Annotated in this window: 17 protein-coding genes; 16 read left to right on the top strand and 1 reads right to left on the bottom strand. The window is 32.5% G+C overall.

The window, feature by feature from the left end; genetic code table 11:
* Positions 1-209: 209 nt before the first annotated feature.
* From ileS to BDW25_RS02270, 16 genes are all read left to right on the top strand, one after another.
* Positions 210-2,960, top strand: a complete 2,751-nt coding sequence (gene ileS / locus BDW25_RS02345; protein ID WP_133944749.1) for an isoleucine--tRNA ligase — start codon at positions 210-212, stop codon at positions 2,958-2,960.
* Positions 2,961-3,163: 203 nt separating this feature from the next.
* The gene (locus BDW25_RS02340) at positions 3,164-4,681 is read left to right on the top strand and encodes an NAD-dependent epimerase/dehydratase family protein (protein ID WP_064206887.1); all 1,518 of its coding nucleotides are present in this window, start codon (positions 3,164-3,166) and stop codon (positions 4,679-4,681) included.
* Positions 4,682-4,872: 191 nt separating this feature from the next.
* Positions 4,873-5,667 carry a VOC family protein gene (locus BDW25_RS02335; RefSeq protein WP_133944747.1) on the top strand — a complete coding sequence of 265 codons (795 nt, stop codon included), beginning with the start codon at positions 4,873-4,875 and terminating at the stop codon, positions 5,665-5,667.
* 4 nt (positions 5,668-5,671) lie between these two features.
* Entirely contained in the window at positions 5,672-6,148 is a 477-nt protein-coding gene (locus tag BDW25_RS02330) for a CHAP domain-containing protein (protein ID WP_133944744.1), read from the top strand.
* Between the two features lie 84 nt (positions 6,149-6,232).
* The gene (gene lspA, locus BDW25_RS02325) at positions 6,233-6,709 is read left to right on the top strand and encodes a signal peptidase II (protein ID WP_002448847.1); all 477 of its coding nucleotides are present in this window, start codon (positions 6,233-6,235) and stop codon (positions 6,707-6,709) included.
* A gap of 11 nt (positions 6,710-6,720) precedes the next feature.
* The gene (locus tag BDW25_RS02320; protein WP_002448828.1) at positions 6,721-7,638 is read left to right on the top strand and encodes an RluA family pseudouridine synthase; all 918 of its coding nucleotides are present in this window, start codon (positions 6,721-6,723) and stop codon (positions 7,636-7,638) included.
* A gap of 267 nt (positions 7,639-7,905) precedes the next feature.
* Positions 7,906-8,433: a bifunctional pyr operon transcriptional regulator/uracil phosphoribosyltransferase PyrR gene (pyrR, locus tag BDW25_RS02315; protein WP_002455451.1), complete on the top strand. Its 528-nt coding sequence runs from the start codon at positions 7,906-7,908 to the stop codon at positions 8,431-8,433.
* Positions 8,434-8,657: 224 nt separating this feature from the next.
* A complete protein-coding gene (locus BDW25_RS02310) occupies positions 8,658-9,971 on the top strand; it encodes a uracil-xanthine permease family protein (protein WP_002448743.1) in 1,314 nt (437 codons plus the stop codon).
* A gap of 25 nt (positions 9,972-9,996) precedes the next feature.
* On the top strand, positions 9,997-10,890 hold the full coding sequence (locus tag BDW25_RS02305; protein WP_071859466.1) for an aspartate carbamoyltransferase catalytic subunit: 894 nt from the start codon (positions 9,997-9,999) through the stop codon (positions 10,888-10,890).
* A gap of 2 nt (positions 10,891-10,892) precedes the next feature.
* A complete protein-coding gene (locus BDW25_RS02300; RefSeq protein ID WP_071859465.1) occupies positions 10,893-12,167 on the top strand; it encodes a dihydroorotase in 1,275 nt (424 codons plus the stop codon).
* A 1-nt stretch (position 12,168) separates the two neighbouring features.
* Entirely contained in the window at positions 12,169-13,275 is a 1,107-nt protein-coding gene (locus BDW25_RS02295) for a carbamoyl phosphate synthase small subunit (RefSeq protein WP_002455448.1), read from the top strand.
* Complete coding sequence (gene carB, locus BDW25_RS02290) at positions 13,268-16,441, top strand: carbamoyl-phosphate synthase large subunit (protein ID WP_002488664.1); 3,174 nt, start codon at positions 13,268-13,270, stop codon at positions 16,439-16,441. The genes BDW25_RS02295 and carB overlap by 8 nt, the downstream gene beginning before the upstream one ends.
* Before the next feature lie 100 nt (positions 16,442-16,541).
* Positions 16,542-17,234, top strand: coding sequence for an orotidine-5'-phosphate decarboxylase (gene pyrF / locus BDW25_RS02285; RefSeq protein WP_002448794.1), 693 nt, complete (start codon positions 16,542-16,544; stop codon positions 17,232-17,234).
* Between the two features lies 1 nt (position 17,235).
* A complete protein-coding gene (gene pyrE, locus BDW25_RS02280) occupies positions 17,236-17,844 on the top strand; it encodes an orotate phosphoribosyltransferase (RefSeq protein ID WP_002448722.1) in 609 nt (202 codons plus the stop codon).
* A gap of 14 nt (positions 17,845-17,858) precedes the next feature.
* The gene (locus BDW25_RS02275) at positions 17,859-18,083 is read left to right on the top strand and encodes a hypothetical protein (protein WP_002455445.1); all 225 of its coding nucleotides are present in this window, start codon (positions 17,859-17,861) and stop codon (positions 18,081-18,083) included.
* A 319-nt stretch (positions 18,084-18,402) separates the two neighbouring features.
* Positions 18,403-18,807: a VOC family protein gene (locus BDW25_RS02270; RefSeq protein WP_002448810.1), complete on the top strand. Its 405-nt coding sequence runs from the start codon at positions 18,403-18,405 to the stop codon at positions 18,805-18,807.
* 61 nt (positions 18,808-18,868) lie between these two features.
* On the opposite strand, the gene BDW25_RS02265 is transcribed toward BDW25_RS02270, so the two are convergent.
* Entirely contained in the window at positions 18,869-20,572 is a 1,704-nt protein-coding gene (locus BDW25_RS02265; protein WP_133944742.1) for an Rqc2 family fibronectin-binding protein, read from the bottom strand.
* Positions 20,573-20,627 lie beyond the last annotated feature (55 nt).

The raw sequence follows: 20,627 nt of genomic DNA, 5'->3' as shown, positions 1-20,627 counted from the left end.
GTCAGACACGTAAAAAATAATAAACTTTTCACAGCGAGTTAGGACACGGTGCAAGCCTAATATAAGTCTATTTTTTATATCACTGGCAAATTAAAATTTTATAATATTAAGAAGAGAACTCTAAGTTGAGTTAAGAAGGGTGGTACCGCGGGTTTCCCGTCCCTATTAATTGAACTTAGAGTTCTTTTTATATTTAAGGAGTGGAAAATATGAATTACAAAGAAACTTTATTAATGCCTAAAACTGACTTTCCAATGCGAGGAGGTTTACCTAATAAAGAGCCAAAAATTCAAGAGCAATGGGAAGCAAATAATCATTATCAAAAAGCTTTAGAGAAAAATGAAGGAAATCAATCATTTATTTTGCATGATGGCCCACCTTATGCAAATGGTAATCTTCACATGGGACATGCATTAAATAAAATTATTAAAGATATTATTGTACGTTATAAAACGATGCAAGGATTTTACTCACCTTACGTTCCAGGATGGGACACACATGGTTTACCAATTGAACAAGCATTGACTAAAAAAGGCGTTGATCGCAAAAAAATGTCAATTGCTGAGTTTAGAGAAAAATGTAAAGAATTTGCTTTAGAACAAGTTGAACTTCAAAAACAAGATTTTAAACGTTTAGGTGTACGTGGGGACTTTAATAATCCATATATTACTCTTAAACCTGAATATGAAGCAGCTCAAATTCGTTTGTTTGGCGAAATGGCTGATAAAGGTTTAATTTATAAAGGTAAAAAACCGGTATATTGGTCACCATCAAGTGAATCTTCACTTGCTGAAGCTGAAATTGAATATCATGATAAACGTTCAGCATCTATTTATGTAGCCTTTGATGTTAAAGATTCAAAAGGTACTATCGATGAGGATGCTCAATTTATTATCTGGACAACTACACCTTGGACATTACCTTCTAACGTAGCAATTACAGTTCATCCAGACTTGAAATATGGTCAATATAATGTAAATGGTAAGAAATATGTGATTGCTGAAGCTTTAGCTGAAAGCGTTTCTGAAGCATTAGGTTGGGATAAAGATACTATTCAATTGGAAAAAGAATTTACAGGGAAAGAGTTAGAGTATGTTGAAACACAACATCCTTTCATAGATCGAGTATCCTTAGTCATTAATGGTGGTCATGTAACAACTGATGCTGGTACTGGTTGTGTACACACTGCCCCTGGTCACGGGGAAGATGACTATGTTGTAGGTCAAAAATACGATTTACCTGTTATCAGTCCTTTGGATGATAAAGGTGTCTTCACCGAGGAAGGCGGACAATTTGAAGGTATGTTCTATGATAAAGCAAATAAAGCTGTAACAGACCTTTTAACTGATAAAGGTGCCTTATTAAAGTTAGACTTTATTACGCATAGTTATCCGCATGATTGGCGTACTAAAAAACCAGTTATTTTCCGTGCAACACCTCAATGGTTTGCTTCAATTAATAAAGTGAGAGAAGATATCTTAGATGCGATTGAAGAAACTGATTTTAAAGTAGATTGGGGTAAAACACGTATTTATAATATGATTCGTGATCGTGGTGAATGGGTGATTTCTCGTCAACGTGTATGGGGTGTACCATTGCCTGTATTTTACGCTGAAAATGGCGATATTATTATGACAAAAGAAACAGTCAATCATGTAGCTGATTTATTTGAAGAATATGGCTCAAATGTTTGGTTTGAAAGAGAAGCTAAAGATTTATTACCTGAAGGATTCACACATCCTGGAAGCCCTAATGGAGAATTTACTAAAGAAACAGATATTATGGATGTTTGGTTTGACTCTGGTTCATCTCATAGAGGCGTGTTAGAAACTCGTCCAGAATTGCATTTCCCAGCCGATTTATATTTTGAAGGTAGTGACCAATATCGTGGTTGGTTTAACTCTTCAATTACTACAGCAGTTGCGACTAGAGAACAAGCGCCTTATAAATTCTTATTGTCACATGGTTTCGTAATGGATGGCGAAGGTAAAAAAATGAGTAAATCTTTAGGTAACGTTATCGTACCTAATCAAGTAGTAAAACAAAAAGGTGCAGATATTGCACGATTATGGGTAAGTAGTACAGACTACTTAGCAGATGTACGTATTTCAGATGAAATTTTAAAACAAACGTCTGATGTTTATAGAAAAATCAGAAATACTTTAAGATTTATGTTAGGTAATATTAACGACTTTAATCCTGAAACAGACAGTGTACCTGAACATGAATTATTAGAAGTAGATCGCTACTTATTGAATCGCTTACGTGAATTCACTGCTAGTACTATTAATCACTATGATAACTTTGATTACTTAAATATTTATCAAGAAGTTCAAAACTTTATCAATGTTGAATTAAGTAACTTCTATTTAGATTATGGTAAAGATATTCTGTATATTGAACAAAAAGACGCACATAAACGTCGTAGCATGCAAACAGTGTTGTATCAAATTTTAGTAGATATGACCAAATTACTCGCTCCTATTTTAGTACACACTGCCGAAGAAGTATGGTCTCATACACCACATGTTAAAGAAGAAAGTGTTCATTTAGCAGATATGCCAAAAGTTGTGGACGTTGATCAAGAGTTATTAGATAAATGGAATCAATTTATGTCATTACGTGATGATGTAAACCGTGCATTAGAAGCAGCACGTAATGAAAAAGTTATCGGTAAATCTCTTGAAGCTAAAGTAGTGATTGGAAACAATGATCACTTTAAAGCTGCAGAATTTTTACAACAATTTAATGACTTACAACAATTATTTATCGTCTCTCAAGTTGAAGTGACTGAAAAAGTAGACAATGGAAATGAATATCAACATGGTGACATTCGTATTGACCATGCTTCAGGTGAAAAATGTGAAAGATGTTGGAATTATAGTGAAGCATTAGGATCTGTTGGTGAACTTGATCATTTATGTCCACGTTGTCAAGAAGTCGTAAAAACTTTAGTTTAATTCAATAAAGATAGAACGCTTGTAACCTAATTAAGGATTACGAGCGTTTTTTTTAAAGTATATAAATATTAAATAATAATAGTTTGAAAATATAGCTGAATAGAGTTTCAAGTTTAGATGAAGAGGAACTAGGTTATAACACATAATAAGTGATGGAATATTTCTCGTATGTTTATGATAGATATAGGAAGAGGGATAAAATTATGGGCAAGATTTTACTAACTGGGGCTTCTGGATATATCGGTAGTCATTTAAAAGATAAATTAAAAGATAATCATGAGATTATCGCAATATCAAGAAATGCTCAAAATAAAAAAAATGAAAGAAATGTAACTTGGAAATCAGCGGATTTATTTGATTTAGATGCTATAACTGAGGTAATGGAAGGTATAGATACTGCGATATATCTTGTTCATTCAATGATGCCAAGTGCTAAACTTACACAAGCGAATTTCGAAGATATGGATGCACTACTAGCTGATAATTTTGGACGTGCAGCAAAAAAGCAAGGTGTTAAACATATTATATTTATGAGTGGTATTATCCCAAATGATACTCAGTTATCACCTCACTTAAAAAGTCGGTTAGAATGTGAAAAAATATTAGGATATTATGACATCCCTGTAAGCACATTACGTGCTGGTCTAATTATAGGTTCAAAAGGTAGCTCATATCCTATTTTAAAAAGAATGATAGAGCGTTTGCCAGCAATGATTCTACCGAACTGGGCTCACAATATGATTGCGCCAGTATCTATTGATGATGTTATTGATAAATTAGCTATGTTAGTTGAACGTTCTCCACAAGAAAATGAAGCATTTGATATTACAGGACCTAAGGTAATGAATTATCAAGAATTATTTGAACGTACAGCGGCTATTCTTGATAAACGTTTACCTATGTTGAATTTACCAATTATTCCTATTTGGTTAAGTCGATTTTGGGTTAGACTGATTTCGCAAGTACCTAAAGAAATGGTATACCCACTTATGGATAGTTTAGTGCATGATATGATTCCACAGCCTGAGCGTATAAAACCTGAAATATCATTAGGGAAAATGAATTATGAAGAAAGTGTAAGAAAAGCACTGAAAGAAGAACAAGATGAACAACAAACAATAACTACAAAACAGTCTAAACCTAAATCAAAGCAAGATAAGAAAAATGAAGTGAAAGATGTTAGAGCAATAACGCGTTTTAAAATTCCTGAAAGTTATTCAATGCGTGATGTAACAAGAGAATATGCAGAATTTATAAATGATATTACGCTTCATTTAATAGATGGTACCATTAATGAGCATGAATTTAATATTCAATTACCATTAATAAAGAAATTCATTTTAAAAATGACACGACATAATCATGATTCTACGAGTGAAATGATTGTATATAAAATTGTTGGTGGAGATTTAGCAATGGCTAAAGACGGCGGTAATGCGCGATTTGAATTTAGGCGTATATTAGATACTAATGAAGGTATTGTAGCATTACATGAATATGAACCAACATTACCATGGGGAGTTTATAAGTTTACTCAAGCCAATGCACATAAGTTTGTGATGGATGTGTTTAAACACCATATGAATCATTTAGCTAATGAAGAAGAAGATAAACAAGATCCTGTTAATAAAATTTTTACTAATCTTGCTATGACTACTGGTGCAATGATTGGCGCATTTGTTGGTGCAAGAATATACAATAAATTTTTAGCTAAAAAATAGTATACTTTATGTATTTAAAAGTTTTCGATGGAAGAGCCATGAAGTTCTTTCTATCGAAAGCTTTTTTTAGCCTAAATAGTTGAATATTACGCATTAAGACTGATAAAATTTTAATTATTTTATTATAGAATAATCATTAATCGTAGCTATTTTAAATTGAAAGAGAGATTTTAAAATTTAGGAGGTACCCTATGTTTCATGATAATGATGCACATTTTATTAATGGTATCACTTTAAATGTAAGAGATTTACGTACTTTACAACCGTTCTATGAAGAATTATTAGGATTTAAAAAGGTGGAAGAGACATTAACGGCTGTCAAATATCAAATTGGAGATCGTCACCATTATATTACTTTAAGAGAGATAAAATCTGGACGAAATCCTTTATCTCAAGAAGCTGGTTTATTTTATATAGGAGTTCAATTATCCAATACACACCATCTGGCAGATCTAATCGAAAAGTTAAATGACTATGAGTTACCAATTAATGGTGGAGAACAAAACGTATGTATATTTATTTTTGTCGAAGATCCAGAAGGTCATATGTTTAAGTTTTATGTTGATAAATCGATTTCTGATTGGAAACAAGAAAGTGAATGGATTAGACTCGATATTAAGCCACTCGATGTTTCTTCATTATTACCATATGCATCAACCATCGGATGGCAAGGTTTACCTAATGATAGTAAAATTGGGAATATTAGTTTAAAAACCATTCGATTAAATGAAGTAAGAGAGTATTATCTAAACTATTTTGGACTAGTACCTTCTGCATATTTAGATGATGAATCTTTTTATTTAGCTTCTGAACAATATTATTGTCATCTTTCAATGAATCAATGGAATTCAAAAATAAAGCGAATAGATAATGAACATACTTATGGTCTATCTATCGTTGACTTTCATTATCCAGAAACACATCATATCAATATTAAAGGCCCAGATGGTATCCAATTTAGATTTAATTTTATAAAGGTAGAGTGATGAAATGAAAAAATGGATTTTTTTAATGGTATTTGTATGCATGATATTTACGGGCGGTGCAATTTTTGATGGTCTAGACAATCAAGATATGACTGAACCTACAACTCATTTTTGGGAAAAAAATCCTATGAAATATAACACATACGCTAAAGGTCAATGTACTTACTATGTATTTGATCGAGTAAAAGAAGATCATCATTTAATAAGTAACCAATGGGGTGACGCTAAATATTGGGCTAATAAGGCTAAGAAACAAGGATATACAGTCAATGAAAATCCAACTAAGGGTTCTATTTTACATTATCCAAAAGGAAAACATGGACATGTTGCTTATGTAGAACAAGTCAATAATGATGGCTCTTTAATAGTCTCTGATATGAATTTCAGAAAACCTTACGAAATTACAACACGTTTTGTAGATGTTTATCAAGTCGATCAATTTAATTATATTCATCCTAAAAGTAACACAAATATGACATAGAAGATTGTAGCTTTTTTTATGCTAAGTAGTAGGCTATAATGTAGAGTGTTGTCAAAGAGTTGAGGGCTGAATGGAGGCACATGAATGAAAAAGAAATATTATATTGGTTTATCTTTAATAGTAGCCATCGTGATTTTAATTATAGACCAATTAACTAAAAAAATAATTACAGCAACAATGAACATTGGTGATTCTTATGAAGTGATTCCTCATTTTTTAAATATTACCTCACATAGAAATAATGGTGCAGCATGGGGGATTTTAAGTGGTAAAATGGGATTTTTCTATATTATTACTCTTATTATTTTAGCTGTACTTATTATATTTTATATTAAAGAAACTAAATATAATGCGTTTATGCAAGTTGCAATTAGCTTATTATTTGCAGGTGCATTAGGTAACTTTATCGATCGTTTATTCAATGGTGAAGTTGTTGATTTCATTGATACAAATATTTTTGGATATGATTTTCCAATTTTTAATATCGCAGATTCAAGCTTAACAATTGGTGTTATTTTTGTCATTATTGCATTGGTTAAGGATGCAACCAAAAAAGAATAGGAGGGCACGTAGTGGAAACGTATAAATATAAAATAGAAGATGAAGCACTCGTAGGTCAGCGTATTGATAAATTATTATCTGATTTCAATAGTGAGTGGTCTAGAAGTCAACTTCAAGATTGGATTAAAAATGATTTAGTCACTGTTAATGGTAAAATAATCAAATCAAATTATAAAGTTAAATTAAATGATGAGATTCAAGTAACTGAAAAAGAAGTGGTTGAAGCCGATATTTTACCGGAGAACCTCAATTTAGATATTTATTATGAAGATAAAGATGTAGCCATTGTTTATAAACCTAAAGGTATGGTTGTACACCCTTCACCAGGTCATTATACAGGTACATTAGTTAATGGATTAATGTATCAAATTAAAGATTTATCAGGTATCAATGGAGAGATACGTCCTGGTATTGTTCATCGTATTGATAAAGATACGTCTGGGTTACTTATGGTAGCTAAAAATGATGTAGCACATCGTGGTCTAGTAGAACAACTTATGGATAAAACAGTAAAGCGTAAGTATACAGCTTTAGTACATGGTAATATTCCTCATGATTATGGAACAATTGATGCTCCAATAGGCAGAAACAAAAAAGACCGTCAATCTATGGATGTTGTTGATGATGGAAAAGAAGCAGTGACTCATTTTAATGTATTAGAGCATTTTAATGACTATACATTGATTGAATGTCAATTAGAAACAGGGCGTACTCATCAAATTCGTGTTCATATGAAATATATTGGGTTCCCACTTGTTGGAGATCCTAAATATGGTCCTAGAAAAACATTAGATATTGGTGGACAAGCGTTACATGCTGGAGTTATTGGTTTTAAACATCCTGTCACTCATGAATATATTGAACGTCATGCTGAGTTACCTCAAGCGTTTCAATCGCTATTAGAAGATATTCGATTAAGAGAATCATAAAATTAGAGAATAAAGTCGTAAATTAAAAGAAAGCATATTGACTTATGAACTAAAAAGATTTAAGCTAATAACAGTTAAAATTAAACAAAACAGTGTCTTTTAAAAAGAGTCCAGAGAGGCTCAAAAGACAGGGTGACTAATGATATAAATATGATTAACTTCAATTGTTCGATTACTATCAGACTAATCATATAAAATATTTTTATATACATTAAACCTCATGTCTTTATAAAAGGCATGAGGTTTTTTCTTTTAAGAGGTGTAATCATGTCAGAACGTATTATTATGGACAAAGCGGCTATACAACGTACTGTTACACGTATAGCACATGAAATTCTAGAATATAATAAAGGAACTGAACAACTTGTTCTTTTAGGTATTAAGACAAGAGGCGAATTTTTAGCACGTCGTATTCAAGAAAAAATTAAACAAATTGAACATCATGTAGTTCCAACAGGTACGATTGACATTACTCATTTTAGAGATGATATTGAAAACTCGAAAAAGCCTATCACTAAAGATGCCATTGAAATTGATCAAGATGTTACAGATAAGATAGTGATTATTATTGATGATGTACTTTATACTGGACGAACAGTTAGAGCATCTTTAGATGCAATTTTATTACATTCTCGACCTATAAAGATTGGCCTCGCTGCCCTTGTGGATCGTGGCCATCGTGAACTGCCAATTAGAGCAGACTTTGTTGGAAAGAATATACCTACTGCAAAAGATGAAGCAGTATCTGTTTATCTTGAAGAAATAGATGATAGAAATGCAGTAATAATTGAATAACTAACCTTTTAAACCAGTACGAGAGACTGAAAAAGGTGAAGTATGTAATGGTGAGCGTGTAATGTATTTATTAAATGGATAGATGATATGTCTCACTTAAATTAAATACTTTTCCTATGTCATGTTATAAAAAACTTAAAGAAGCTTTTTATAATATTTCATTAATTTATTTTAGTCTCTTTACCATAGTGTAAAGAGACTTTTTTAGAAAGGAAGAACATTTCATGGAAAATGAGCAAATGTTTGAACGTACTGTCAAACCAGTACTAGATGTAAAAGATAAACCAAAACCAGCACAATGGGCGTTTTTAAGCTTACAACATCTATTTGCAATGTTTGGGTCAACTGTCCTTGTTCCATTTTTAACAGGGTTACCTATTTCTGCTGCATTATTAGCATCGGGTATAGGAACATTACTATACATATTAATTACTAAAGCAAAAATACCTGCCTATTTAGGTTCAAGCTTTGCATTTATTACTCCAATTATTACGGGGTTAAGTACGCACAGTTTAGGAGATATGCTTGTCGCATTATTTGCTAGTGGCGTAATGTATATCATTATTGGTATTTTCATAAAATTAAGTGGTACCGGTTGGTTGATGCATCTTTTACCACCAGTTGTTGTTGGTCCAGTTATTATGGTCATTGGATTAAGTCTCGCACCAACAGCAGTAAACATGGCAATGTATGAGAATTCAGGAGATATGAAGGGTTACAATTTAAGCTATTTATTAGTCGCATTAGTAACCTTACTAGTAACTATTATTGTTCAAGGATTTTTTAAAGGTTTCCTTTCACTTATTCCTGTGTTAATAGGAATTATTGTAGGTTATATTGTGTCAATTTTTGTAGGCATTGTTAATTTCAAACCAATTGCTAAAGCCAGTTGGCTAGATTTTCCAGATATATATTTACCATTTAAAGATTATGTTCCATCGATACATATCGGACTTATTTTAGTCATGTTGCCTATAGTATTTGTAACAGTCAGTGAACATATTGGTCATCAAATGGTGATTAATAAAATTGTAGGACGTAATTTCTTTGAAAATCCTGGTTTACATCGTTCAATTATAGGTGATGGCGTTTCAACAATGTTTGCTAGTATTATTGGAGGACCGCCTAGTACAACTTATGGTGAAAATATTGGTGTGCTCGCAATTACAAAAATATATAGTATTTATGTCATTGGTGGTGCAGCAGTGATTGCAATTATCTTATCATTTATAGGTAAGTTCTCAGCATTAATTTCATCAATTCCTACACCAGTGATGGGTGGTGTATCTATCTTATTATTCGGTATTATTGCAGCAAGTGGACTTAGAATGTTGGTAGAAAGTCGTGTTGATTTTGCTAGTAATCGTAATTTAGTTATTGCGTCAGTAGTACTAGTAGTCGGTATTGGAAATTTACTTATCAATTTAAAAAGTCTTGGTGTGAACCTACAAATTGAAGGCATGGCTTTAGCAGCATTATCAGGAATCATATTAAATCTTATTTTGCCAAAAGAAAAAGAAGAATCAGACATTAAATAAAAGAGGATCTTTTAGGAGGCACGTCATGGAACATTTATTTTCAATGGAATATTTAACAAACGATGATATTTTTAATCTTATTCAAACAGCGAGTCGTTTTAAATCAGGAAAAGAAACTGTCCCTCAGTATGAAGGGAAATATGTATCTAACTTATTCTTTGAAAATTCAACACGCACAAAATGCAGTTTTGAAGTAGCTGAACTTAATCTTGGATTGAAACAAGTTAACTTTGAAACAAGTACTTCTTCAGTACAAAAAGGGGAATCGCTTTATGACACTTGTAAAACGTTAGAGAGTATTGGCGTCAATTTATTAGTTATTAGACATCCTCAAAATGCATATTACGAAGAACTAGAAAATTTAAATATTCCGATTGCAAATGCTGGAGATGGTAGTGGTCAGCATCCTACTCAAAGCTTATTGGATATAATGACGATTTATGAAGAATATGAAACATTTGAAGGATTAAATATTTTAATATGTGGAGATATTAAAAATTCTCGTGTAGCGAGAAGTAATTATACAAGTTTAACCTCGCTTGGTGCTAAAGTGATGTTCTCAAGTCCAAATGAATGGGTAGATGAAACATTAGATGCTCCTTATGTAAATATTGATGATGTGATTAATAAAGTTGATATTATTATGCTTTTAAGAGTTCAACATGAAAGACATGGTATTACTGATGAAGCAAACTTTAAAGCTGATCATTATCATGAACAATATGGGTTAACTAAAGAAAGGTATCGTCGTTTAAAAGATGATGCGATAGTGATGCATCCTGCTCCAGTAAATCGTGGCGTAGAAATCGATAGTGAACTAGTTGAAGCACCTAAGTCAAGAATCTTTAAACAAATGGAAAATGGAATGTATTTAAGAATGGCTGTAATAGATAAACTTTTATCAAGAAAAGGAGAATAATTATGAAACTTATAAAAAATGCTAAAATTTTAGACAATGGTGAACTTAAATCAACGTCAATTTTAATTGATGGACAATATATCAAGGAAATGAATGAAAATATTAATATTGATGAAGGTACTGAAGTCATTGATGCAAATGGTCAATTTGTAGCACCAGGTCTAGTAGATGTGCATGTACATTTAAGAGAACCAGGTGGGGAACATAAAGAAACAATTGAAACTGGAACAAAAGCAGCTGCACGTGGAGGATTTACAACAGTATGTCCAATGCCTAATACACGTCCTGTACCTGATACAGTAGAACACATGGATCAGTTGCAATCATTAATTAAAGAAAATGCACAAGTCCGTGTCTTGCCTTATGCATCAATTACCATTCGTCAAGCTGGTAAAGAGCATGTTGATTTTGAAGCACTTGCAAAAGAGGGTGCATTTGCATTTACAGATGATGGTGTGGGTGTTCAGGAATCAGCAATGATGTATGAAGCGATGCAACAAGCAGCAAAATTAAATAAAGCAGTTGTTGCTCATTGTGAAGATAATAGCTTAATTTATGGTGGTGCAATGCATCAAGGTAAACGTAGTGAAGAATTAGGTATTCCTGGCATTCCAAATATTTGTGAATCTGTACAAATTGCACGAGACGTTTTATTAGCTGAAGCAGCTAATTGTCACTATCACGTGTGCCACGTTTCAACAAAAGAAAGTGTAAGAGCAATTCGTGATGCTAAAGCAGCAGGCATTCATGTTACAGCTGAAGTGACACCACATCATCTGTTATTAACTGAAGATGATGTTCCAGGCGATAATGCCATTTTTAAAATGAATCCACCATTAAGAAGTAAAGAAGATAGAGATGCATTATTAGAAGGATTACTAGATGGTACCATTGATTGTATTGCTACAGATCACGCGCCTCATGCCAAAGAAGAAAAAGCTCAGCCAATGACAAAAGCACCATTTGGTATTGTAGGAAGTGAAACGGCCTTCCCATTATTATATACTCATTTTGTTAAAAAAGGAGACTGGTCATTACAACAACTTGTTGATTACTTAACAATTAAGCCAGCACAAATATTTGATTTACCTTATGGAAAATTAGAAGAAGGCAGCTATGCAGATTTAACAATTATCAATTTAGATGAAGAAAGAGAAATTCGTGGTGAAGATTTCTTATCTAAAGCAGATAATACACCATTTATAGGATATAAAGTATATGGTAACCCTGTTTTAACAATGGTTGAGGGTGAAGTTAAATTTAAGGAGGACAAGTAAAATGTTTGAACGTAGATATCTCGTATTTGAAGATGGTTCATATTATGAAGGATATAAATTAGGGTCAGATCAATTATCAATCGGTGAAATTGTATTTAATACAGCGATGACTGGATATCAAGAAACGATTTCTGATCCATCATATACTGGTCAAATTGTTACATTTACTTATCCTTTAATTGGAAATTATGGTATTAATAGAGACGATTTTGAATCACTTACACCTACATTAAATGGGGTAGTAGTTAAGGAAGCAAGTACGCATCCAAGTAATTTTAGAAAACAAAAAACATTACATGAAGTGCTTGTTCAATATCATATTCCTGGTATTTCAGGGGTAGATACGCGTAGTATTACTAGAAAAATTAGAAAATATGGTGTATTAAAAGCAGGATTTACCGACAATAAAGAGGAAATTGAATCGCTTGCAGCTAACTTAAAAACTGCAGAGTTACCTCGTGATGAGGTGACTACTGTGTCAACAAAAACACCGTATGTATCAACAGGTTCAGATTTAAGCGTCGTGTTATTAGACTTTGGTAAAAAGCAAAATATTGTTAGAGAACTTAATTCAAGAGGATGTAATGTTACTGTAGTACCTTATGATACTTCAGCAGAGGAAATATTAGCAATGTCACCAGATGGTGTCATGCTTTCAAATGGACCTGGAGATCCAGAAGAAGTTGATGTTGCTTTAGATATGATTAAAGGTGTTTTAGGAAATATACCATTCTTTGGTATTTGTCTTGGTCATCAGTTATTTGCATTATCTCAAGGCGCCAAAGCATTTAAGATGAAGTTCGGACATCGTGGTGCGAATCATCCTGTAAAAGATTTACGCACAGGTAAAGTAGATATCACAAGTCAAAATCACGGTTATGCTATTGATAAAGATTCTTTAAAAAATACAGATTTAGAAGTGACACATATTGCTTTAAATGATGGTACGGTTGAAGGATTAAGACATAAAACATTACCAGCCTTTTCAGTGCAATATCATCCAGAGGCAAGACCAGGCCCAAGTGACTCAAATTACTTATTTGATGAGTTCTTAGATATGATGAGAGATTTTAAAGATAATAAAAAGGAGAGTAAAACGAATGCCTAAACGTGACGATATTAAAACGATTTTAGTAATTGGTTCAGGTCCTATTATTATTGGACAAGCTGCAGAATTTGACTATGCTGGAACACAAGCGTGTCTTGCTTTAAAAGAAGAAGGATACCGTGTTATTTTAGTGAACTCAAATCCTGCAACCATTATGACTGATAAAGAAATTGCAGATAAAGTATATATTGAACCTTTAACTCATGACTTTATTGCACGTATCATTCGTAAAGAACAACCTGATGCATTATTACCTACATTAGGTGGACAAACAGGTTTGAATATGGCAATACAATTACATGATAGCGGTGTATTAAAAGCAAATAATGTAGAGTTATTAGGTACAAAATTAGAATCTATACAACAAGCAGAAGATAGAGAATTATTCCGATCATTGATGAATGATTTAGATGTTCCAGTACCTGAAAGTGATATAGTAAATACTGTGGAACAAGCATTTGCATTCAAAGAACAAGTGGGATATCCATTAATTGTACGCCCTGCCTTTACAATGGGAGGTACTGGTGGTGGTATCTGTCATAATGATGAAGAATTAAAAGAAGTTGTAAGTAATGGATTACATTATAGTCCAGCGACTCAATGTTTAATTGAAAAATCAATAGCAGGATATAAAGAAATTGAATATGAAGTTATGCGTGATAAAAATGACAATGCCATTGTAGTATGTAATATGGAAAATATTGACCCAGTAGGTATCCATACTGGAGATTCAGTGGTTGTAGCTCCTAGTCAGACACTATCAGATGTTGAATACCAAATGTTACGTGATGTATCGCTTAAAGTGATTCGTGCTTTAGGTATTGAAGGTGGTTGTAATGTACAGCTGGCTTTAGATCCATATTCCTTAAATTATTACATCATTGAAGTTAATCCACGTGTGTCTCGTTCATCTGCACTAGCATCAAAAGCAACAGGCTATCCAATTGCTAAATTGGCGGCTAAAATTGCGGTTGGTTTAACATTAGATGAGATGCTAAATCCTATAACTGGAACATCTTATGCTGCTTTTGAACCAACACTTGATTATGTCATTTCAAAAATTCCACGTTTTCCATTTGATAAATTCGAAAAAGGGGAACGTGAATTAGGAACGCAAATGAAGGCTACTGGTGAAGTGATGGCTATTGGTCGTACATATGAAGAATCATTATTAAAAGCGATTCGTTCATTAGAATATGGTGTTCATCATCTTGGTTTACCAAATGGTGAAAATTATGACTTAGATTACATTAAAGAACGTATCAGTCATCAAGATGATGAGCGTTTATTCTTTATTGGTGAAGCGATTCGACGTGGCACATCATTACAAGAAATTCATGACATGACTAAAATTGATTATTTCTTCTTAAATAAATTCCTTAATATTATTCATATTGAACATGAACTTAAAGCGCATCCAGGAGACTTAGAATATCTTAAATATGCAAAAGATTATGGTTTCAGTGATAAAGTGATTGCTCATCGCTTTGATATGACAGAAGAAGAAGTATATCAATTACGTCAAGATAATGATATTAAACCTGTATATAAAATGGTAGACACGTGTGCAGCAGAATTTGAATCATCTACACCATATTATTACGGAACATATGAAACAGAAAATGAATCTGTAGTTACAGATAAAGAGAAAATTTTAGTATTAGGTTCTGGACCAATACGTATCGGACAAGGTGTAGAGTTTGATTATGCGACAGTACATGCCGTTTGGGCAATTCAAAATGCCGGATATGAAGCGATTATTGTTAATAATAATCCAGAGACAGTATCAACAGACTTTTCAATTTCAGATAAATTATATTTTGAACCGCTAACTGAAGAAGATGTAATGAATATTATTAATTTAGAGCAACCTAAAGGTGTAGTAGTTCAATTTGGCGGTCAAACAGCAATCAATTTAGCTGATAAATTAGCTAAACATGGTGTGAAAATCTTAGGAACATCACTAGAAGATTTAAATCGTGCAGAAGATAGAAAAGAATTTGAAGCACTTTTAAGAAAAATTGATGTTCCACAACCTAAAGGTAAAACAGCAACTTCTCCTAAAGAAGCATTAGAAAATGCACGTGAAATTGGTTATCCAGTAGTTGTAAGACCTTCTTATGTATTAGGTGGTCGTGCCATGGAGATTGTAAATAGTGATGCAGAATTAGAAAATTATATGGAGCAAGCTGTTAAAGCAAGTCCAGAACATCCAGTATTAGTGGATAGATATTTAACAGGTAAAGAAATAGAAGTCGATGCAATTTCTGATGGTGAAACAGTTATTATTCCTGGTATTATGGAGCATATTGAACGTGCAGGTGTTCATAGCGGTGATTCAATTGCAGTGTATCCACCACAAACATTGAGCGATGAAGAAATAAAAACACTCGAAGATTATACAATTAAATTAGCTAAAGGATTAAACATTGTAGGACTCATCAATATTCAATTCGTTATTGCACATGATGGTGTGTATGTATTAGAAGTTAACCCACGTGCAAGTCGTACAGTGCCTTTCTTAAGTAAAATTACTGATATTCAAATGGCACAACTTGCCATGCAAGCGATAATGGGCACAAAGCTTAAAGATTTAGGCTATCAACAAGGTATTCAACCATATTCAGAGGGTGTGTTTGTTAAAGCACCGGTATTTAGTTTTAATAAATTAAAAAATGTTGACATTACACTTGGACCTGAAATGAAATCTACCGGTGAAGTGATGGGTAAAGATTTAACACTTGAAAAAGCTTTATATAAAGGTTTAACAGGTAGTGGGGTAGAAGTAAAAGATCATGGTACAGTATTAATGACAGTAAGCGATAAAGATAAAGAAGAAATCGTTGATATTGCTCACCGTTTAAATGAAGTAGGTTATAAAATCTTAGCTACACAAGGTACTGCACAAAAATTAGAAGCGCACAATATCCCTGTTGAAGTTGTGGGTAAAATCGGTGGAGAAGATGATTTATTAACACGTATTCAAAATGGGGATGTACAAATTGTTATTAACACAATGACAAAAGGTAAAGAAGTTGAAAGAGATGGCTTCCAAATTCGACGTACTACTGTAGAAAACGGAGTGCCATGTTTAACTTCATTAGATACTGCAAGTGCATTAACAAATGTCATTGAAAGTATGACATTTTCAATGAGAAATATGTAATGCCATAATTATAAGCGACTTATGTGTTAACTTGCTTTATGTTTAAGCACAAGTCGCTTCTTTTTAAAATAAAAGTGAGTTATTTAAAGGAGTTTAATGAATGAGAGATTTACCAATTATAGCGTTAGATTTTGATTCTGAGAATCATGTTCTTGATTTTTTAGATCAATTTGATGAACCACTTTTTGTAAAAGTAGGAATGGAATTATATTATCAAACTGGACCAGCTTTAATTAAGAAAATAAAAGAACGTGGACATGATATATTTTTAGACCTTAAGTTACACGATATTCCTAATACAGTTCAAAAAGCTATGGAGGGTTTAGGTAAGTTAAATGTTGATTTAGTTAACGTGCATGCTGCTGGTGGAACTGAAATGATGAAACATGCTGTAAAAGGGTTACGTAAATATAATGAAACTACTAAAATAATAGCAGTGACTCAATTAACATCAACGACTGAAGAAATGCTTCATCAAGAACAAAATATCCAAACGTCTATTGAAGAAGCAGTGTTGAATTATGCAAAATTAGCGCAAGAGTCAGGATTAGATGGCGTAGTATGTTCGCCATTAGAAGCTAAATTACTGACAAAGTCCCTGGGTTCTGAATTTTTAAAAGTGACGCCTGGTATCAGACCTAAAGGTGCAGCGGTGAATGATCAAAAACGTATTACAACTCCAGAAGACGCGAAACAATTAGGTTCAACTCACATTGTAGTGGGTCGCCCAATAACTCAAAGTGAGCATCCACAAGAGAGTTATACAAAAATAAAGGAAAGTTGGTTAGGTTAATATGTCAAAACACATAGCAAAATCATTATTAGATATTGAAGCAGTAAGTTTATCACCCAATGACTTATTCACATGGAGTTCAGGCATAAAATCACCTATCTATTGTGATAATCGTATTACATTAGGTTACCCTAAAGTACGTCAAGACATTCGTGATGGATTAAGTGAACTTATTACAGAACATTTTGGTAATGTAGAGGTTATTTCAGGAACAGCCACTGCTGGTATTCCACATGCTGCTTATATTTCTGAAAAACTAAACTTACCAATGAACTATGTACGATCTAAAAGTAAAAGTCATGGTAAACAAAATCAAATTGAAGGCGCACAAAGTAAAAATAAAAAAGTCGTTGTCGTTGAAGATTTAATTTCAACAGGGGGGTCATCAATTACTGCAGTGGAAGCTTTAAAAGAAGCAGGGGCTGAAGTCGTAGGTGTAGTTGCAATCTTTACTTATGGTCTAGCTAAAGCAGACGACATGTTCAAACAAGCGAATCTACCATTCTATACGCTAAGTAATTATAATGAACTTATTGAAGTAGCTAAAGAAGAAGGCAAAATTTCAGAAAATGATATTCAAACATTAGTAGATTGGCGCGATAATCTCTAAGTATCGCTTAAAGGGTGATAAAGTTGGCTAAAGACAAAGATAATAATGCATTTTATAATCATTTAAAACATGTGAATCAATTTTTATACAGTGAAAAAGAATTTAAACAAACAGCACATGTATTAACTATTAAAGAAAGTATTAAACATATGCATCACGCACAAATGGAATCTTTTGAGCATACAAGTGACTTCTTTAAAAAAGCCAAAGCACGTTTACGTCAAAAAGATAAAATCTAAATATAGAAAAAAGATACATATAAATAATGAATCAACATGTTTATATGTATCTTTTTATATCAATCTATAATTAACTTAACGTATAAAGATTTTAATTAACACCCATCCGATTAATAAAACGATGACCATTGCTAATAGTGGTAGAATATAATGCATCATATTAAGTGCCTCCTATTATACTTTTATTTAATTTTAACTGTTTATGGAAAGTTTTCAAAATTAAAGCTACTTTTAATTCAAAGTTCTTAATAGCTAACTTTTTATTATTTTTAAAAATAGTTTAAAATAGACATTAATTATAAATTATAGGAGGATTACAATGGAAATACCTAAAGTGACACCATTTTTAATGTTTAATAATCAGGCTGAAGAAGCAGTCAATTTATATACGAGCTTATTTAAAAACAGTGAGATTTTAACAATGGTAAAATACGGAGAAGACGGTCCTGGAGAACCTGGGACAGTTCAACATTCTATTTTCACATTAAATGGTCAAGTCTTCATGGCGATAGATGCCGATAATGGTGAAGAATTACCAATGAATCCTTCCATCTCTTTATATGTCACTGTTGAAGATGTTATGGAAATGGAACGTTTATTTAATGGTCTAAAAAAAGAAGGCGCTATACTTATGCCTAAAACTCCTATGCCACCATTTCGTGAGTTTGCATGGGTGCAAGATAAATTTGGAGTAAGTTTCCAACTTGCATTACCAGAAAAATAGACGCTATGATATATAAAATCCGTAGATGACTTGAAAAAAGCATCTACGGATTTTTATTTTTTTAATTTTTATCCTGCTTCATGTGCTGGATTTGGTCATAATCAGGTGTTGCATATAACGTTTTTTGATTATCATATGTGACAAATCCTGGTTTAGCGCCAGAAGGTTTATGGACATTTTTAATTTCTGTATAGTCTACCGGTATCTGACCAGAATTTCCAGCTTTAGAGAAATAGCCCGCAAGCATTGCTGCCTCTTTTATCGTAGTCTCACTCGGTGCATCATTTAAAATGACAACATGCGAACCTGGAATATCTTTAGTGTGGAACCATAGATGTGATTTTTGAGCTTTACGATTTGTTAAATAATCATTTTGCTTATTATTTTTACCTACTAAAATCGTGTCACCATCTGAAGATATATATGTTTGTAAATGGATTTTATCTTGTTTTTTCTTTTTAGTATTTTTACGTTGTTTCATAAATCCTAGTTCTGCTAATTCATCACGAATGTCATCAATTTCATCAACTGTAATATGTTCTAATTGCTGTTCAATATTGGCAAAATAGTCAATATTTTCACGTGTAAGAGCAATTTGAAGATCGAGTTCTTTTTCTCGTGTCTTCATTCGGTTATATTGCTTATAGTAGTATTGAGCATTCACAGATGGTGATTTAGTAGGGTCTAATGGAATCGTTATTTCTTCATTAGTATAATAATTTAGAACGTTTATAGACGCGTCACCTTGTTGAATACGATAAATATTAGCAGTAATGAGTTCACCGTATAATTGTTGTGTATCTTTATCTTTAGCACTTTCGTATTCGTCTATAAGTTTACTTAACTTGTGTTGATATTTTTGTAATTGTTGTTGTACGAAGCGTACTAAATCATTCGCACGTTGCTTTACACGCTCTCGCTCACCTCTAGCATCATAATAACGATCTAATAAATCATGTAAAGAATCATAGATAACAATATCACCCGAGAATTGTTTTAATTTCATAAAATAGAAATCTTCTTTACCTGTTTCATGATTTTTATGAAATACTGGCACGGGTACTTTTAATGTTTGGTCAATGACTTCTTCAAAAGCTTGAGGAAGCGTATCTTGATTCATAAATGGGTAACGATTTGTAATTTCATTTGTAATTAGAGGACTAAAGCCTTCAAACGCATTGAGTAATTGTTTAGCAATTTTTCCGGCATTAAAGTCAACGAATTTGAGCACCTCATCACTTGAAATATCATATGGATTTCGTTTGTTTTGAGTAGGAGGAGCTTCATATTTGAAACCAGGCATCACTGTACGATACTGATTTGTATTTGGCGTCAAGTGTTTAAAGCCTTCTATAATTTTATATTGATCATCTACTAGTATTAAATTACTATGTTTACCCATAATTTCCAATATCACTGTTCGATATATCGTATCGCCAATTTCATCTTTACTTTCAATGTCAATTTCTACTCTACGATCATTACCTATTTGTCGTATTGATTTAACAATACCTCCCTCTAAATGCTTACGAAAGACACGTGCAAACATTGGTGGGTCAAAGGGATTGTCGTACTTTTTATTGGTGAGATGCATTCTTGAAAAGTTGGGATGAATGGATAATAATAGATGATGGTTTTTACGATTTTGACGAATAATCATAATGATCGTGTCATTTTCAGGTTGATTAATTTTGTGAATTCTACCTGTTACTAAAAATTGTAGTGATTCTATTATCTTTTTTGTGAATAAGCCATCATAAGCCATAATTTTTTTCCACCTTCAGTTTTGTCATTCATTATATTGTAACATGGTAACAATA

The organism is Staphylococcus sp. AtDRG32 (genome assembly GCF_004365845.1).
In the GTDB taxonomy this organism is placed as follows: domain Bacteria; phylum Bacillota; class Bacilli; order Staphylococcales; family Staphylococcaceae; genus Staphylococcus; species Staphylococcus hominis.
This window is presented reverse-complemented; position numbering and strand designations above follow the sequence as displayed.

Excerpts from the sequence above, each read along its gene's own strand:
- ileS (WP_133944749.1), top strand. The coding sequence starts at position 210 with ATGAATTACAAAGAAACTTTATTAATGCCTAAAACTGACTTTCCAATG.
- BDW25_RS02340 (WP_064206887.1), top strand. The coding sequence starts at position 3,164 with ATGGGCAAGATTTTACTAACTGGGGCTTCTGGATATATCGGTAGTCAT.
- BDW25_RS02335 (WP_133944747.1), top strand. The coding sequence starts at position 4,873 with ATGTTTCATGATAATGATGCACATTTTATTAATGGTATCACTTTAAAT.
- BDW25_RS02330 (WP_133944744.1), top strand. The coding sequence starts at position 5,672 with ATGAAAAAATGGATTTTTTTAATGGTATTTGTATGCATGATATTTACG.
- lspA (WP_002448847.1), top strand. The coding sequence starts at position 6,233 with ATGAAAAAGAAATATTATATTGGTTTATCTTTAATAGTAGCCATCGTG.
- pyrR (WP_002455451.1), top strand. The coding sequence starts at position 7,906 with ATGTCAGAACGTATTATTATGGACAAAGCGGCTATACAACGTACTGTT.
- BDW25_RS02310 (WP_002448743.1), top strand. The coding sequence starts at position 8,658 with ATGGAAAATGAGCAAATGTTTGAACGTACTGTCAAACCAGTACTAGAT.
- BDW25_RS02305 (WP_071859466.1), top strand. The coding sequence starts at position 9,997 with ATGGAACATTTATTTTCAATGGAATATTTAACAAACGATGATATTTTT.
- BDW25_RS02300 (WP_071859465.1), top strand. The coding sequence starts at position 10,893 with ATGAAACTTATAAAAAATGCTAAAATTTTAGACAATGGTGAACTTAAA.
- BDW25_RS02295 (WP_002455448.1), top strand. The coding sequence starts at position 12,169 with ATGTTTGAACGTAGATATCTCGTATTTGAAGATGGTTCATATTATGAA.
- carB (WP_002488664.1), top strand. The coding sequence starts at position 13,268 with ATGCCTAAACGTGACGATATTAAAACGATTTTAGTAATTGGTTCAGGT.
- pyrF (WP_002448794.1), top strand. The coding sequence starts at position 16,542 with ATGAGAGATTTACCAATTATAGCGTTAGATTTTGATTCTGAGAATCAT.
- pyrE (WP_002448722.1), top strand. The coding sequence starts at position 17,236 with ATGTCAAAACACATAGCAAAATCATTATTAGATATTGAAGCAGTAAGT.
- BDW25_RS02270 (WP_002448810.1), top strand. The coding sequence starts at position 18,403 with ATGGAAATACCTAAAGTGACACCATTTTTAATGTTTAATAATCAGGCT.
- BDW25_RS02265 (WP_133944742.1), bottom strand. The coding sequence starts at position 20,572 with ATGGCTTATGATGGCTTATTCACAAAAAAGATAATAGAATCACTACAA.